The sequence below is a fragment of the Devosia sp. genome, from assembly GCF_014860165.1.
In the GTDB taxonomy this organism is placed as follows: Bacteria; Pseudomonadota; Alphaproteobacteria; order Rhizobiales; family Devosiaceae; genus Devosia.
On sequence record NZ_JACZKG010000062.1, the window covers coordinates 31,153 to 45,349 of the forward strand.

Sequence of the window (14,197 nt, forward strand, 5' to 3'; positions counted from 1 at the left end):
CCGGCAGGTCAGTCGATGGCCTGGGCGTATGAATGGTGTTCGTGGGCAATCTTCCACTGCCCGTTTTCCTTCCTCAGACCCACCGTCAGGCGCAGGCGCGAGTCGCCGATACCCAGAATGCCGTGGGCAAAGGCTACGCTCTCGGCAGACGTCACCTCCAGCTCGACGATGTTGAAGGCGTCGGGGCCGCCCCGGCTATACCGGAAGAACAGATCCCAGGTCTGACGGTAGGCCTTCATTCCCCGGCTTTGCAGCGGCAGGGGAACGTCGAACATGACTATGTCATCGGTGTGATTGGCCAGTATCCCGGGCATGTCGATGTTGCGCACGGCCTGTGCCCAGGCTTCGAGGACAGTGCGGATGGCGGCTTCGTCGTCGTGCATGGCATTCTCCTGCGCTCGCGCAAGGACGATCAGGCCACGCTCGATCCGACACGGTCGCGCCATTCACCGTCCGGAAACCATGTTTGTGCAAGCTGGCAGGATCAGTCAGCGTGAGGTTACCGATGGACGACCAGGTCAGACGCCGTGCTTATGAGCTGTGGGAGGCCGATGGCCGTCCGCATGGGCAAGATCAACAGTACTGGTTCAAGGCCCTGGCCGAGCTGGCCTCGGCGGCCGCCAAGACCATCAAGTCGCCGCGCAAGCGCGCGCCACGCGCCAGCAAGGCCGCGTGAACCCGATCCGGCGCCGCCGGTGCCGGGTCTAGCAGCCCATCAGCCGGGGCCAGTAGACATCGTTGTCGAAATCATCTGGGATCGGCGACAGGCGCGATATCGCCGTGGCGGCGAATTCGACCTGCATGGCGAAGTGCCTGACATCGTCAGGCATCGGCCGGCCGGTGATGAATTCGCGGGTCCGCCATTCATCGATGCGGCAGGATCGCAGGCGGCGGCGGGCTTCGGCTTCGACATCCTCGACAAGAACGGCACCCGATGCAGGTCCAGACCGGTGCCGCGCCGGCTCGGTCCATTCCCTGCTACCCTCAATCACCGCGAAACGCACTTTGGTCCCCTGAAGCCCTGCAGCATGCCTTCTGGCGCTGCCTCACGTCATCAGATTGTCACAGGCCTCTTACCGAAGCGGTAACGAAGCGGCTTGGCAAGCCGTCTGGCCATGCTAGCCTTGCAGGCATGACCATCCTCTATGTCATGGCCGCAGAGGCCGAATACGGGCCGCACTTGCGGGCCCGGATCAATCCCCTGATCACGGGCGTCGGCCCGGTTGAGGCCGCAGTTTCGGTCACCCGGGCGCTGGCCAGGGCCGAGCAGAACGACGCCCTGCCCCGGCTTGTGGTGTCACTGGGCTCGGCTGGATCGCGTCGGCTGGAGCAGTGCGGCCTCTACCAGGCCAGCAGCGTCGGCTATCGCGACATGGACGCCTCGCCTTTGGGTTTTGCCAGGGGGCAGACGCCCTTTCTCGACCTGCCGCCGGTCTTGCCGCTGACCACTGTGCCGGGCCTACCGACCGCGACGCTGTCGACCGGCGCCAATATCGTATCGGGCCCGGCCTATGACGGGATCGATGCCGAAATGGTGGATATGGAAACCTATGCCATCCTCCGGACCTGCCAGGCTTTTGGCATTCCTTTGCTGGCGCTCCGCGGCATTTCGGACGGCGCGGTCGAGCTGGCCCATGTCAGTGACTGGACCCAGTATCTTGGTATCATCGACGAGAAACTGGCCGCGGCGATCGGCGTGATCGAGGCCGCGTTCGCCCGCTAGTTGTCGCGGGCCTTCTTGTCACGGCGGGCGCGGCTCCAGGTGCTCCACTTGCGGGAACCCCGCACCACGGTCGAATTGACCGGCCCCTGCAGGAAGACCAGGTCCAGCGCCAGCAGCAGCAGACCGAGCGGCAGCATCCAGATGCCCAGCACCGGCAGGAAGCTGAAAATGCCGCCCAGGACGAGCAGCAGGCCGAGCGGAATGCGGATCCAGCGTGCCTCGGGGCGGCGGATGCGTTCGAGCAGCCGCGCCGCGAAATCGGGGATGCGGCGCTGCAGGCGGTTGAACTGTCGGTCAAGGCGGGCGCGGCCCTTGGTGGCCATGACAAGTCCCCTCTTCTGGCTATGCTGTTGTGCATCTGGGGTCGGGACGGCCATCCTCCAATAGGCCGACCGGTCACATTTGCGACGACGCGATCTTGAAAACCGGCTTGCCCCTGCCATTGGCCCGGAACTTCCCGCCTCAGGGCGAGTTGAGCCTGCATCTTCCCAACATGGAGCGTCCTCATGGCCACCGCAGCAAAACGTGCCCTCAAGTCCGTCGAGAATGCAGGCGAGAGCGTCTCGGACGCGCTGCTCGATCAGATCGCGGCCCTGCGCAACGAAATTGCCGCGATTTCCGAGGCCGTCAGTGATTATGGCGGTCATTCGCTGAGCGACGTCCAGCACAATGCCGTGGCTCTCGCCAAGGAAGTCCGCCACCAGGGCGCGGTCGTGGCGCGGCAGGTGAACCGGCAGGCCGGCGCCGCCGGCAAGGCGATCCAGGAAAATCCGATACCTGTCATCGTCGTGCTGGGCACGATTGCGCTGCTTTCCGCGCTGATCTTCACGCGCGACTAGGATTGCGGTTTCGTTAACCGTTCCGCTCAGACTTTCCTTAAGTCTGTTGGGGCATTTTCGGTCTGACTTGCACAATTGCAACAGACCGGAGATGCCCCATGGCGCTTTCCAGAGCCATCCTGCGCTTCGCCGCCCTCGCCCTCACCGCCACGAGCCTGGGGGGCTGCAGTTTCCTCGGCATCAATTTCGGCATGGCGCAGCTGTCCGAGAAGGAATGCCTGATGCGCGCCATGTATTTCGAGTCGAACCGCTCGAGTTCCGAAGGCATGCTGGCCGTCGGGACGGTGGTGATGAACCGCCTCAACGACTCCCGCTACCCCAAGTCTGTCTGTGGCGTGGTCGGCCAGAAGAACCAGTTCGCCCAGGGTGTGCTCACCCGCAAGATGACCGATAGCGGCGCCGTGCTGGCCTCGCAGGTGGCCGACCAGGTGCTGCGCGGCGCGCGCCATCCCGGCGTGCAGAATGCCCAGCATTTCCACACTGCCGGCCTGCGCTTCCCCTATAACAACATGTATTACGTGCTCGAAGCGGGCGGCAACGAGTTCTACGAGAAGCGGACGCCGGGCACGTTCTGAGGCGGCCTACTTCGCCTGCACCAGGGCGCGGCTCAGGAAGAAGCCGTGGCCATCCTCACGCGCACAGGTCAGCCCGCGGCGCTCCGACAGGCACTGGAACGGCCCGAATGTCACCACGTGGTCATACTCGAATTTCTGCGTGTGCGAGCAGCAGCCCGCGTCGCCGACGTCGTCGAGCAACAGGCCCTCGTCCTGACCGCCCAGAATGGCGCGAACATAGTCGGGCTCGACGCGGTCGCACTGGATTTCGGCCAAGCCGTCCCAGGTCTGGTAAACCGAGGTGCCGCCTTCGGGGGTGTAGATGCAGCCGATATTGCCCGAGGGCATCACGAACTCCACCTGCCCTTCGTCATTGGCGTAGAAGTGCTGCAGTTCATAAGCCTTGGCCGGAAGGCCGAGCAGAACGACCAGCGCAGCGAAGCCGGCAAAGACCAGCGAATTGCGGACCAAGGCACGGCGTTGTCTGGTGGTGGTGAGCATGGCCATGACCCTCATTGGCGTTGCGATGAGGGTGATATGCCTGAGGTGGACTGAACGAGCGCTGGAGCGCCCGTTCATGCGCCGTTTAGAAATCGCCGCCGATGTCGAAGTCGCCGCCGCCGAAATCATCGCCGCCGGCGTCAAAGTCCTGGTCGGCTTCCTGATCTGCCGAGCTGTCGGCACTGTGCTCCTGCGCGTGTGCGCCGCCGGTCAGCATGCTGGCGATGGCGCTGCCGAGCAGTACGCCACCGGCAACGCCCATGGCGGTCTGTGCGGCACCGGCCAAAAAGCCGCCGCCCTGTCCGCGCCGGTCATCGTAATCCTGCTGCCCGCGATCCCACGGACCCCGGCGCGCCGGGCGGCGCTGCGGCTGCGGTTCATCGCCACCGAACAGGCCGCCCAGGAACCCTCCGGCCGGTCGTTGGCTGGCTTCGAGCTGCTCAATGCGGGCCTGCGCCTGCTGCAGCGCCTGCTCCTGGATCAGGATGGTCTGGGCCATGTAATAGGGCGCAGGGGGGAACTCGCGAAGCCGCTCCTGGATCAGCGCCTCGGCGTCGCGATCACGCGGCTGGCTGTTGCGCGCCACGTCCTCGATGCGGTCAAACAGACCATCAATGGCCTGCTGGTCTTGCTGGTTCGGCATGCGGCTCACTCCATGAGCAACCAATAATGCAGAACAAGTGGGAACCGGGTTGGGGCGTTGCAATGCCACGAACATCGATTGGCGGCTTCTGCCCCACAAAAGCCATGAGGCGGCCAAAACTTCGCCGGGACTGGCGGTGTAACGAACCTGTGATCGGCCCGCTGGTGGCCGAATCCAGAGGGAAAACCAATGACCGCCAAGATCCTGCTCCCCTTCGCCGCCGCCGCCATGCTCGCCCTGGCTGCATGCAGCAATCCCGAGACCCCGGCCGAAGCAGCGCCCGAGACCGCTCCGGCGGCCGAAGTCGTGGCGCCGGCAGCCGTGCCTGCCGAGCCGGCGATGGCTCCAGCAGCCAACACAACAGCCATCACCCCAGAGCAGGCTATGCAGGCCGTGCAGGCCCAGGCCGCCACGATGACCGATGCGCAGAAGGCCGAGACCATCGCCGCTGCGCGCAAGACCGCCGAAGACGCCGCCAAGGCCCAGGGCCTTACCGACGAGCAGGTCAAGCAAGCCGGCGACATGGCCGAGCAGGCAACCAAGCAGATGCTCGGCGTCCAGTAACACGGGCGTTACGAATTCCGGCTCCGCGACCGGGTTGCGGGGCCCTCTATCGCTTCTGCGTACTCACCCGCAGCACGTAGCCGATGACGATGGCGACGGCCTCGTAGAGCTCGAGCGGAATGGTATCGTCGAGTTCGACGCCGCTCAGCGCTTCGGCCAGTACCGGGTTGGCCTCGATGACAATCCCCTGTTCACGCGCCAGTTCGACAATGCGATCGGCGACCAGCCCCCTGCCCTTGGCAACGACGCGAGGCGCTTCCCGCGTGCCCTTTTCATATTGCAGCGCCACGGCCAGGGCGCGCGGCTTGATCTCGTCGCTCATGAGCGGGCATCCACGAAGTGACCCGAGGGGGCCGCCGCGGCCGGCGCCGGTGGCTCACCATGTCGGACGATGACCGCGCCGGGCCGCAGGCCTGCGCTGCCAAGCGTCTCCCGCAAGGTCGCGATCTCGGCCTCCAGGGCGGACGAGGCGGTCGGCTCGGTGGCCCACAGCATCACTCCGGTCGCCCCGGCACGCAGCGTGACCTGTGCCCCCACTTCGCCCATTTCGGGCAGGCTGAGGGCGAAGCGCATCTGCCAACCGCGCTCGCCCGCCGCTTCGGCGTCGCCCTGCTGGTCGCCATGGATGTGAATATGCATCAGCGCCTGCTGTGTCCCCACCATGACCGGCAGGTCCATGCTCCAGTCCGCGCTCCTCGACACCGGATCGGGCAAGGACGCATGCTGGTGCAGCCGCACGCGCGCCAGCGCTGACTCGGTGCGCTCGAGCAATTGCTTGCCCACCTCTTCGGGCGCGGCGCCCGGATCGATCGGCAGCGCCTCGCCGGCCCGGGCGCGCGGCGTGCTGCCGCGCAGCGGCGGTGGGATCTGGGATACGGCATTGACCGGCGCCTGCTGGCCCAGCCACGAGGTCAGCGTCTGCCGCAGGGTCAGCAGTGCCGATTTCATATCCGTCTGCGGCAGCAGCGGCTGGCCATGCGCCAGGCTGGCTTCCTGGAACACACCCGAGCCGCGAATGGCGGCCTGCAGCGCTGCACCATCAAAGCGCGGTGCGTCGATCGCCACACGTCCGGCAAGTACCTGCTGGGCAGCGCGTGCCACCGGCTCGGGCAGCACGACCTTGCCGGCAATGCTAGTCAGCGCCGTCGTCAGCGCCGTGACCGTGCCCTGGCGCGGCACGGAGGCGTGAACCATCTGCGCCAATGCGGCCTGCGGCGTGGCGGCTTGCGGCGGGGGCGGCTGCGGGGAAGGATTGCCAGGCGATGAATGCGCTGTAGCCGTACCCACGGCGACCGCTGGCACTACCGGACGCGCCGCACTGGCTGCCGTCTGCGGCGCGGGGTTTGCCGGGGCACCTGCGGCCGCGGCAACCGCGGCCGCCGCAGGGCTGGTCGTCGTGGCGGACGCAACCGGATAGGGCGTCAGGGGAACTGGCGTGGCCGGTGCGCCAACTGGCGCCGCCGCGGGTGCAGCAGCGGCCGGCGGGCTTCCCGCCTGCACTGCCGCTTGGGGCAGCGGCGGAGCCGTCACGGTTGCTGTCCCGCCCCCCGTCGCCTGTGGCTGGGCCGGGATCACGGTGGCGCTGCCGCCGGCAGCGGGAATGGGCTGCGGCTGGGTTGTCGTCGGCACTGCCGGCTGCGGGACCTGTGCCGGCAGGTTGCTTGCTGCCTGGGCAGGTAGTGGAGCGGCGGCGCCGGGCGGCACCGTTGGTGGCAGGCGCGTCGGGTTCGGCAGCGGCATGCTGACTTGTGGCGTCGGCGCTGCGGGCACCGGGCTGGCCGGGGTCGACGTGGTGGGAACCGTGGCTGGTTGCAGCGCTAGCCGCATCTGCTGCCCGGTGCCTTGCACCTCGAGCTTGATGGTCTCGCCGGCCTTGACCATGGTCGGCAGGATCAGGTTCAGCAGCTGGCCGCGGATTTCCACCTGCGTGCCGCCATTGGGTGCGGCACCGATGATCTTGGCGTCGAGCACCTGGCCCGATTGCAGGGCCAATGCCTGTAGCGCACCAGCGCGGGCCGGCGTGACGAACTGGGGCAGCTGCGACGGAATCAACATGGCGTTCCGGCCCTCTGCCGCACCACGCGGCGACCCATACTAGCGCGCTATCAGCATCCAGTGATTCCCGCTTCTTGGGAAACTTAACATCGTCTAACCGGCCGCCAGCGTGATCCCGAATATTTTGCTGAGCAGGAACAGAGCGCTCCACAGCAGCGCAAGCACCACGCCCCACACGATCACCACCGCAGCGATAGCACAGGCGATGCCGATGCTGATCCAAACGCCGTCGCGCTCCAACACGCCCAGTGCCAGCACGCAGATGGTGAAAGCCGGCAGCATGTTGCCGAGGGGGATGGGCAGGAAAAGGATGATCGAGAGCAGCAGGCAGACGGCCCCGACCAGATACTCGGCCGGTGGCGCAGCCAGAAAGGCAAAGCGCGGGCGCATCAGCCGTTCGGCCTTGGCGAGCCATGGCGCCGCCAGATCCACCACCTTTTCGAAGTCGACGCGCGACAGGGAACGATCCGTGATGATCCGTGGCAGCCAGGGTCGCCGGCCGATCATCAGTTGGAAGGACAGAAAGATCAGGGGGGCGCCCAGCACTGCCGACACGCCCGGCGGCACCGGAATGGCATTGGGTACCGCGAAGATGAACATCAGGGCACCGATAGCCCGATGCTCAAGCGCATGCAGCAGGTCGGCGATCGAGATGCGCTCGCGATGCTGGCCCTTGGCAATGGCCGTCAGTATAGCCGAAAGCCGATCGGCGCCCTCATCGGGCGGAACCTGGTCGACGTTGATGGTCGGATCGTCTTCGGCCATGCATCAATCCTTTGCCGGGCACTCAATCGGGGCGGATGTCGGTATAGTCCTTGGTTGCCGGCTTGCCGCGGAAGGTTACCCAGAAGAAATTGAGTGTATAGGTTCCGGCGGTGCGGAAGACGCCCTCCTTCTCGAGGCGCCGGCCGGAGGTCATCATCTTGAGGGCAAAGGTCCATTTGACCCCGCCCACCTTGGACAGCCGCACCGCGACGTCGGTATCCTCGCCGAAGAACTGGATGGAGCGGTCATAGCCGCCGACCTGTTCCCAGGCGGCGCGCTTGAACACGAAATTGCCGCCCTGCACGACGGAGCCGACGCGGAGCACGTAGCGGTTGATGACATAGATCAGCCACGTCAGGCCATAAAACATGCCGACGAGGAACCGGCTCCAGGCGCTCATGTCATAATAGACATAGGGACCGCTGAGGCAGACCAGTTTCGGATCACGCCCGAATTCGCTGAGCACCGTGTCGAGCCAGCCCGGCGGAACGATCGTGTCGCTGTCGATATTGGCGATCAGCTCGAAACCCTGGCTGGCGGCAAAGCCGGCGTCGCGGGCATTGACCAGGCCCTTGGCCGGCTCGTCGACCACGCTCACCGTGGGGAAGCTGCGGGCGATCTCGCCGGTGCGGTCGCTCGAGGCATTGTTGACCACGATGATTTCGGCGTCGGCGCCGGAACGGGCAATCTCGGCCACCACCGACTCCAGGCATTTGCCGATCAGCGCCTCTTCATTATAGGCCGGTATGACGAATGCCAGTTTTCTCATGCTGCCTCTTGCTGGGCTTGGCGGTCCGATCGCCGCGATCGCCTGCAAATAGCCCGTGCTTGAGGCTACGGCAACAGATGGCCGTGGCTTTTCCAGCATGCGGTCGCCTGTCCCACCAGCAAAAACGGCAGTCGGGAGACTGCTTCCGCAAGAGCAGAGGCATCTGCTACACTGTTCATCGGGTGTTCAGTTGGGTCTTGAGACAAGCGGGGCATGATGAAGCAGCTACTGTTGAAACATTTGCTCGTTATCCTGCTGTCGGCAACTGCGCCCGCCGCCTTTGCCGCCAATGAAGGCACGGCCGTTGGCGTCGACCCCGATGCCAGGGCTCAGATCAATTCGACGGATCGTATTCTGGCGGCCGGCGCCGACGTCTCGGTTGGCGAGCTGATTGTCACCGGGCCATCCGGCCTCGTTCAGATCGTGTTCGACGACGACACCAGGCTCGTCGTTGGCCCGCGCAGTTCCCTGCTGATCGAAACCTATCTCATGGCCAGCACCAATACGGCGCAGCAACTGACCATCAACGCGCTGGGCGGCTCGTTCCGTTTCATCACTGGCAACAGCCCCAAGCCGGCCTATTCCATCCTCACGCCAACGGCCGCCATAGCGGTGCGTGGCACTGTGTTCGACATCGTGGTCGAGCCCAATGCCTCCAAGGTCATGCTCTACGAAGGCGCATTGCAAATCTGCAATCCCGGCGCCTCCTGCAAGGAGGTGACCCGCCGGTGCGAAGTCGCCTCGTCGAGCAGCGATCAGGCCGAACTGTTTGTCCGAAACGACCCGCAGCGCACGCCGCTGAGCCTGGAATTCCGCTATGCGCGGTTCCAGGGTCCCCTGCTGCCGCCATTCCGGGTTGGCGGCGCGGCGCTCTGCGCGGAGGACGCTTCGGACAGCGCGCCAGCCAGCCATTCTGGCGGTGAGGGTGGCCAGGCAGCGCCAACGCAGACGCCAACGCCACCAACGCCGCCAACGCCACCGCCCCCACCGCCGCCAACACCGACGCGTCCCCCGCCGAAGAACTAGTCGGTCGTCAGCCGATATAGTCGCGCTTGCCCACCGGCACAGCGGCATGCCGCAGGATGGCGTAGGCCGTGGTCACGTGGAAGAAGAAGTTGGGCAGTGCCCGCTCGGTCAGATAGGCTTGGCCGGACATGGCAATATCCTTCCCGCCCAGCTTCAGCGTGACTTCACGCTCGTCGCCGCCTTCGAGATCCTCGGGCTTGATCGTCGCCAGCAGGTCCAGGGCCTTCTGGATGCGGGCCCGCAATTCTGGAAAGGTTTCCTCGGTATCGGGCCAGGACGGAATTTCGCGGCCGGCAAGACGCGATACACAGCCCTTCACATGGTCGGTGGCGATCATCACCTGCCCGCGGAACGGGATCATATCGGGTGCCAGCCGCATGTTGGACAGCACCAGAGTGTCGAATTTGCGCTCGGCGGCGTAGGCCTCGGCCTTGTCCATGATGGCCAGCAGGTTGGTCAGCATACGGGTGAAAATCGGCACGGTCATGCCATAGACGGAAATGGTCATTCGCAAAGCTACCTTGATTGTGCGGTCCCGAACGGGAACAGTGTTTTGCGCTCGCCGTTTGTGGCTGGCAAGGCGGTTGTATGAACAAGCAAGAAGACAAGTCGGTAAACGGCGACCGGGCCGACAGGAAGGCGGGATTTGCCGGGCTGCGCTCGAGACTGCGGCTGCTCTATCACAGCCAGTCTCCCGTGGCGCAGCGCTTCCAGGCCGCGGTGCTGATCGTCGACCTGGCGATCATTGCCTTCTTCATCGCTACGCCGCTGTTGCGCGAGAATGAAGCCTTCCTGTGGATCGATTATTCCATCGCGGCGCTGCTGCTGGCGGACCTGGTGGCCCGGGCGCTGGCCTCGACCGATATCCTGCGCTGGCTGCGGCAGATGCCCATCATCATCGATATCTTCATCCTGGCGACGCTGCTGGCGCCGACCTGGCTGGTCAATCTCGGCTTCCTGCGTATTCTCCGGCTGTGGACGCTGACGCGAACCTCCACATTCTGGCGGCCGCTGAAGAAGCGTCGCCTGGGCCTCTACCAGGAGCCCATCCAGGCCGTCATCAACCTGCTGGTCTTTCTCTTCGTGGTCACGGGCTTTGTCTACACGTCCTTTGCCAACCGGGGCGACGAACCCAGCATAGCCGGCTACGTCGACGCTCTCTACTTTACCGTCGCCACAGTCACCACGACCGGTTTCGGCGATATCACCCTGCCCGGCACATCGGGCAAGCTGGCCTCGATCGTCATCATGATCATCGGTATTTCGCTGTTCGTGCGGCTGGCGCAGGCGATTTTCCGGCCGGCCAAGGTGCACTTCCCCTGCCCGCAATGCGGCCTGCAGAAGCATGATCCGGACGCCGTCCACTGCAAGGCCTGCGGGCATATCCTCAACATCCCTGACAGCGGCGGTCACTAGCTACTTCAGCACGGCCAGTCGCACCCGGAAGCAGGCGCCCGGCAGCGAGCCCTGCACGAGATCGAGCGCCCCATTCATCCGAGTGACGATCTGCCGTGAAATGGCCAGGCCCAGCCCTGCTCCGCTCTGGTCGGCGGCGCCGCGCTGGCCGCGGGCAAACTTCTCGAAGATCAGCTTGCGCTCGCTCTTGGCTATGCCGGGACCGTTATCGGCAATGTCGGCGACATAGCTGCCCGCTTTCACCGACGACGTCACCCGGATTACTGGAGCGTCGGATTCGTTGTATTTCACCGCGTTTGAAATCAGGTTGATGAACACCTGACACAGCCGGTCGGCATCCCCTTCCACCATGGTCGGCGGTGCCCGCTCGCCCCGCTCGACCTCGACCCCCCGCTGCCGCAGCAGGGCCTCGCATACCGTCAGCGCCCGGTCCAGCGCCGCCTCGGCGTCGACAGGCACGTTTTCCCAGGTGCGTTCACCGCGCTCGAGCGCGCTGAGATCGAGGATTTCGTCGAGCAGCTTGGTCAGGCGCAGGCTCTCCTGGTGGATGGTGCCGACAAAGTGCTGCCGCTGGCTCTCGTCGATGTCGTTGGCATCGAGCAGGATTTCTGAGAATGAGCGGATCGAGGTCATGGGTGTGCGCACTTCGTGGCTCACCTGGCTGAGGAACTCGTCCTTCTGGCTATCCAGTTCGCGCAACTGCGCATTGGCGTCCTCCAGCTGCTGCGCGGTCGAACGCAGCTCGGCCGACGTTTTCTCGAGCTGCTGGGAATATTCGATGACCTGCTGGGTCTCGTCGGCCATCTGCATCATCTCTTCGAGCGACACATCGCTGCCCGACAGCACCTTGGACAGCATGACATGCGCGGAGGCCGCACCGATCGATCCGGCCAGTTCGCGTTCGAGCCGCCCGATGAATTCGGGCGACGGCTCCAGCATATCCGGTTCGACGCCGCTATCGCGTGCCTCGGTCTCGAACAGGGCGGCGGCGCGACGGTCGCCGAGCACGCGCTCGGCCACGAAGAACAGGTCATTGGCGGTGGCCGAGCCGCGCACAAAATTGCCGCGCGAGACCTGGCCCCGCTTGACCACATCGACAAAGACGCTGGCCTGGATGCGTTCCAGCGCCGATTGGCTGGTCAGCAGCGAACCCAGTGTCAGCGTCATGACGTTGACCAGGATGCTCCAGAACGCCGCATGGGCCAGGGGGTCGAGATTGTCGAGCCCGAACATGGCTTCCGGCCGCAGCCAGGAAATACCCCACGGCCCCTGATGCAGCAGCATCGCCACCTGCGGAGACACCGACTCGAACGAGGGCAGGAAGCTGCACCAGACCCAGAACACGAACCCCGCAGCAATGGCCGCCGTCGCCGCCTTGAGCGACGCTTCCCGCCAGAACAGGGCGGCAATGACCGATGGGAAGAACTGGGCGATGGCGGTGAAGGAGATCAGACCGATCGGCGCCAGGGCGTTGGAGTCGCGGGTGAAGAAGAAGTAGAAGAAGCCCAGCGACAGGATGAGTACGATGGAAAAGCGGCGGGCCATCAGCAGCAGCCTGGTAACCCCATGCCCGTCGCCGCGCCCCGCCGGGCTGAGCCGCAGGATCAGCGGCATGACGATATGGTTGGACACCATGATCGACAGGGCGATGGATTCAAGGATGATCATCGACGTCGCCGACGAAAAGCCGCCGATAAAGGCGAACAGCGCCAGGGCGTCCTGGCCGAAGGCCATGGGCAGGGTCAGCGCGAACATGTCCGGATTTGAGCCCGCGGGCATCTTCGTCAGCCCGAACACCGCGATAGGCAGGATGAACAGGCTCATCAGCAGCATGTAGGCGGGGAACGCCCAGCTGGCCACGCGCAGGTGGTTCTCGTCGGAATTTTCGACGACCGTCACCTGGAACTGGCGCGGCAGGCAGACGATCGCCGCCACCGACAGGCCCAGCGTCGTCAGCCAGCGCCCATCAAACGTGTCCTGGGCGTCGACCATGACGCCCATCTCGGCGGCGCCGGCGAAGATGTTCTCAAAGCCGCCACCGACGAACACCACGAAGACACCGACCGCCACCAGCGCCGTCAGCTTGACCACCGCCTCGAAGGCGATGGCGGCCACCACACCGTGATGCTGTTCCTTGGCATCGACGTGTCGCGTACCGAACAGGATCGTGAACAGGGCCATGCCCGCCGCCACGCCAAAGGCCAGTCCCACATCGTCGATGCCCGTCAGGCTGCCCCGGCCAAATTCGGAAGCGCCGGCCACTGCCTGGATGGATGAGGTGACGGCCTTGAGCTGCAGCGCGATATAGGGCGCTATGCCAATCACCGCGATGCAGGTGATCAGGACTGCCAGCCGGTTGGACTTGCCGAAGCGCGAGGACAGCAGGTCGGCGACCGAGGTGATGCGCTGGTCGTGGCTGATGCGGACCAGCCGCCGCAACAAGAACCACCACCCGACGAAAACCAGCGTCGGCCCGAGATAGATGGTGAGGAATTCCAGCCCGCTGCGCGCCGCATTGCCCACGGCACCATAGAAGGTCCAGCTGGTGCAATAAACCGAGATCGACAGCGTATAGACGGCTGGCGAATGCAGAAATGATTTCTTGTGCGTCCGTGCCCGGCGATCGCCGAAATAGGCGAGCACGAACAACAGGCCGACATAGCCGACGGCGGTGGCGATGACGAAGTCCGCCGACAGCATCAGCGCTCACCGTCGCCGGGTCCGGCATCGGTCTCGTCGGTCGGCAGCGCGCGGGCCAGCAGCGCCGTGCCGGCGATCAGCAACAGCCAGACCGCGAACAGATAGAAGACGATCTGGGGAATGCCGAAATGGGTGATGGGCTGGTTGAACACATAGACCAGCGGCGGCAGCATCAGCATGCCACCAAGCACGGTGAGCAGCAGCATGCCGCCAGTGAGCTTACGCCGGTCCGCCATCTTCGCCCAACAGCCGGCGTACCGCGCCAACGACATCCGCATTGGCATAGGGTTTGGTGACGAAGACATCGGCACCGAATTCCTCGGCGATGCGGCGGTCCTGTTGTTGTCCCTTGGCGGTGAGGATCAGCACCGGCAAGGAATGGGTGTCGGCACCGGCCCGGATCTGCTTGAGCACTTCGAAACCGCTGCGCTTGGGCAGCATGACGTCGAGCACCAGCATGCGGGGCTTGAGGCGTCGAACAGCCTCCAGCGCCGCGTCACCGTCGGTGACGGCGCTGATGGTCCAGCCTGCGCGCCGCAGGATGAAGTCGAGCGATTCCAGAATGCTCGGCTCATCCTCGGCAATGAGTATGTCGACTGCCAAAATCCCCCCTCGACGCACTCGCGGTCTCCCCTCCACGAG

General features: G+C 65.0%; 19 protein-coding genes and 1 pseudogene. 7 read left to right on the forward strand and 13 right to left on the reverse strand.

Annotated elements, in window-relative coordinates; genetic code table 11:
- Nucleotides 1-8: 8 nt before the first annotated feature.
- Entirely contained in the window at nt 9-383 is a 375-nt protein-coding gene (locus IH615_RS14985) for a nuclear transport factor 2 family protein (protein WP_291362924.1), read from the reverse strand.
- Between the two features lie 122 nt (nt 384-505).
- Between IH615_RS14985 and IH615_RS14990 the strand changes: the two genes are divergently transcribed.
- Nucleotides 506-676, forward strand: a complete 171-nt coding sequence (locus tag IH615_RS14990) for a DUF2934 domain-containing protein (protein WP_291362926.1) — start codon at nt 506-508, stop codon at nt 674-676.
- Nucleotides 677-704: 28 nt separating this feature from the next.
- Here the strand turns inward: IH615_RS14990 and IH615_RS14995 are convergent, their stop codons facing one another.
- A complete protein-coding gene (locus IH615_RS14995; RefSeq protein ID WP_291362928.1) occupies nt 705-1,004 on the reverse strand; it encodes a hypothetical protein in 300 nt (99 codons plus the stop codon).
- A gap of 128 nt (nt 1,005-1,132) precedes the next feature.
- On the opposite strand from IH615_RS14995, the gene IH615_RS15000 reads away from it, so the two are divergent.
- Nucleotides 1,133-1,723: a 5'-methylthioadenosine/S-adenosylhomocysteine nucleosidase gene (locus tag IH615_RS15000; RefSeq protein ID WP_291362930.1), complete on the forward strand. Its 591-nt coding sequence runs from the start codon at nt 1,133-1,135 to the stop codon at nt 1,721-1,723.
- On the opposite strand, the gene IH615_RS15005 is transcribed toward IH615_RS15000, so the two are convergent.
- A complete protein-coding gene (locus IH615_RS15005) occupies nt 1,720-2,046 on the reverse strand; it encodes a hypothetical protein (protein ID WP_291362932.1) in 327 nt (108 codons plus the stop codon). The two genes, IH615_RS15000 and IH615_RS15005, sit on opposite strands and share 4 nt — an antisense overlap.
- 183 nt (nt 2,047-2,229) lie before the next feature.
- Between IH615_RS15005 and IH615_RS15010 the strand changes: the two genes are divergently transcribed.
- Both IH615_RS15010 and IH615_RS15015 read left to right on the forward strand, forming a co-directional pair.
- Nucleotides 2,230-2,562: a hypothetical protein gene (locus IH615_RS15010; protein ID WP_291362934.1), complete on the forward strand. Its 333-nt coding sequence runs from the start codon at nt 2,230-2,232 to the stop codon at nt 2,560-2,562.
- A 200-nt stretch (nt 2,563-2,762) separates the two neighbouring features.
- Nucleotides 2,763-3,119 (forward strand): annotated as a pseudogene (locus IH615_RS15015) (cell wall hydrolase); the annotation flags it as partial.
- Nucleotides 3,120-3,143: 24 nt separating this feature from the next.
- On the opposite strand, the gene IH615_RS15020 reads toward IH615_RS15015, so the two are convergent.
- Together IH615_RS15020 and IH615_RS15025 are read right to left on the reverse strand one after the other, a co-directional pair.
- On the reverse strand, nt 3,144-3,617 hold the full coding sequence (locus IH615_RS15020; RefSeq protein ID WP_291362936.1) for a hypothetical protein: 474 nt from the start codon (nt 3,615-3,617) through the stop codon (nt 3,144-3,146).
- 85 nt (nt 3,618-3,702) lie between these two features.
- A complete protein-coding gene (locus IH615_RS15025) occupies nt 3,703-4,260 on the reverse strand; it encodes a DUF2076 family protein (protein ID WP_291362938.1) in 558 nt (185 codons plus the stop codon).
- Nucleotides 4,261-4,449: 189 nt separating this feature from the next.
- Between IH615_RS15025 and IH615_RS15030 the strand changes: the two genes are divergently transcribed.
- Entirely contained in the window at nt 4,450-4,824 is a 375-nt protein-coding gene (locus tag IH615_RS15030) for a hypothetical protein (RefSeq protein WP_291362940.1), read from the forward strand.
- Nucleotides 4,825-4,870: 46 nt separating this feature from the next.
- Here IH615_RS15030 and IH615_RS15035 read toward each other — a convergent pair whose 3' ends face one another.
- The 4 genes from IH615_RS15035 to IH615_RS15050 all read right to left on the reverse strand — a co-directional run bounded on the left by IH615_RS15035 (nt 4,871) and on the right by IH615_RS15050 (nt 8,413).
- On the reverse strand, nt 4,871-5,146 hold the full coding sequence (locus IH615_RS15035; RefSeq protein ID WP_291362942.1) for an EscU/YscU/HrcU family type III secretion system export apparatus switch protein: 276 nt from the start codon (nt 5,144-5,146) through the stop codon (nt 4,871-4,873).
- Nucleotides 5,143-6,879 (reverse strand): flagellar hook-length control protein FliK, encoded by a 1,737-nt coding sequence (locus IH615_RS15040; RefSeq protein WP_291362944.1) that lies wholly within the window; start codon nt 6,877-6,879, stop codon nt 5,143-5,145. Before IH615_RS15040 ends, IH615_RS15035 begins: the two co-directional genes overlap by 4 nt.
- A gap of 93 nt (nt 6,880-6,972) precedes the next feature.
- Nucleotides 6,973-7,644 carry an exopolysaccharide biosynthesis protein gene (locus IH615_RS15045; protein ID WP_291362946.1) on the reverse strand — a complete coding sequence of 224 codons (672 nt, stop codon included), beginning with the start codon at nt 7,642-7,644 and terminating at the stop codon, nt 6,973-6,975.
- Between the two features lie 22 nt (nt 7,645-7,666).
- Nucleotides 7,667-8,413, reverse strand: a complete 747-nt coding sequence (locus IH615_RS15050) for a glycosyltransferase family A protein (protein ID WP_291362948.1) — start codon at nt 8,411-8,413, stop codon at nt 7,667-7,669.
- A 231-nt stretch (nt 8,414-8,644) separates the two neighbouring features.
- Here IH615_RS15050 and IH615_RS15055 point away from each other — a divergent pair, with 231 nt between their 5' ends.
- Nucleotides 8,645-9,439 (forward strand): FecR domain-containing protein, encoded by a 795-nt coding sequence (locus tag IH615_RS15055; protein WP_291362950.1) that lies wholly within the window; start codon nt 8,645-8,647, stop codon nt 9,437-9,439.
- Between the two features lie 7 nt (nt 9,440-9,446).
- Here the strand turns inward: IH615_RS15055 and IH615_RS15060 are convergent, their stop codons facing one another.
- On the reverse strand, nt 9,447-9,947 hold the full coding sequence (locus IH615_RS15060) for a DUF1993 family protein (protein WP_291362952.1): 501 nt from the start codon (nt 9,945-9,947) through the stop codon (nt 9,447-9,449).
- A gap of 80 nt (nt 9,948-10,027) precedes the next feature.
- On the opposite strand from IH615_RS15060, the gene IH615_RS15065 reads away from it, so the two are divergent.
- Entirely contained in the window at nt 10,028-10,855 is an 828-nt protein-coding gene (locus tag IH615_RS15065; RefSeq protein ID WP_291362954.1) for an ion channel, read from the forward strand.
- Here IH615_RS15065 and IH615_RS15070 read toward each other — a convergent pair whose 3' ends face one another.
- The 3 genes from IH615_RS15070 to IH615_RS15080 are packed head-to-tail and all read right to left on the reverse strand — an operon-like array spanning nt 10,856 to nt 14,158.
- Nucleotides 10,856-13,555 (reverse strand): sensor histidine kinase, encoded by a 2,700-nt coding sequence (locus tag IH615_RS15070; protein ID WP_291362956.1) that lies wholly within the window; start codon nt 13,553-13,555, stop codon nt 10,856-10,858.
- Nucleotides 13,555-13,791: a hypothetical protein gene (locus tag IH615_RS15075; protein ID WP_291362958.1), complete on the reverse strand. Its 237-nt coding sequence runs from the start codon at nt 13,789-13,791 to the stop codon at nt 13,555-13,557. The genes IH615_RS15070 and IH615_RS15075 overlap by 1 nt, the downstream gene beginning before the upstream one ends.
- The gene (locus tag IH615_RS15080; protein ID WP_291362960.1) at nt 13,775-14,158 is read right to left on the reverse strand and encodes a response regulator; all 384 of its coding nucleotides are present in this window, start codon (nt 14,156-14,158) and stop codon (nt 13,775-13,777) included. Before IH615_RS15080 ends, IH615_RS15075 begins: the two co-directional genes overlap by 17 nt.
- Between the last annotated feature and the right edge of the window lie 39 nt (nt 14,159-14,197).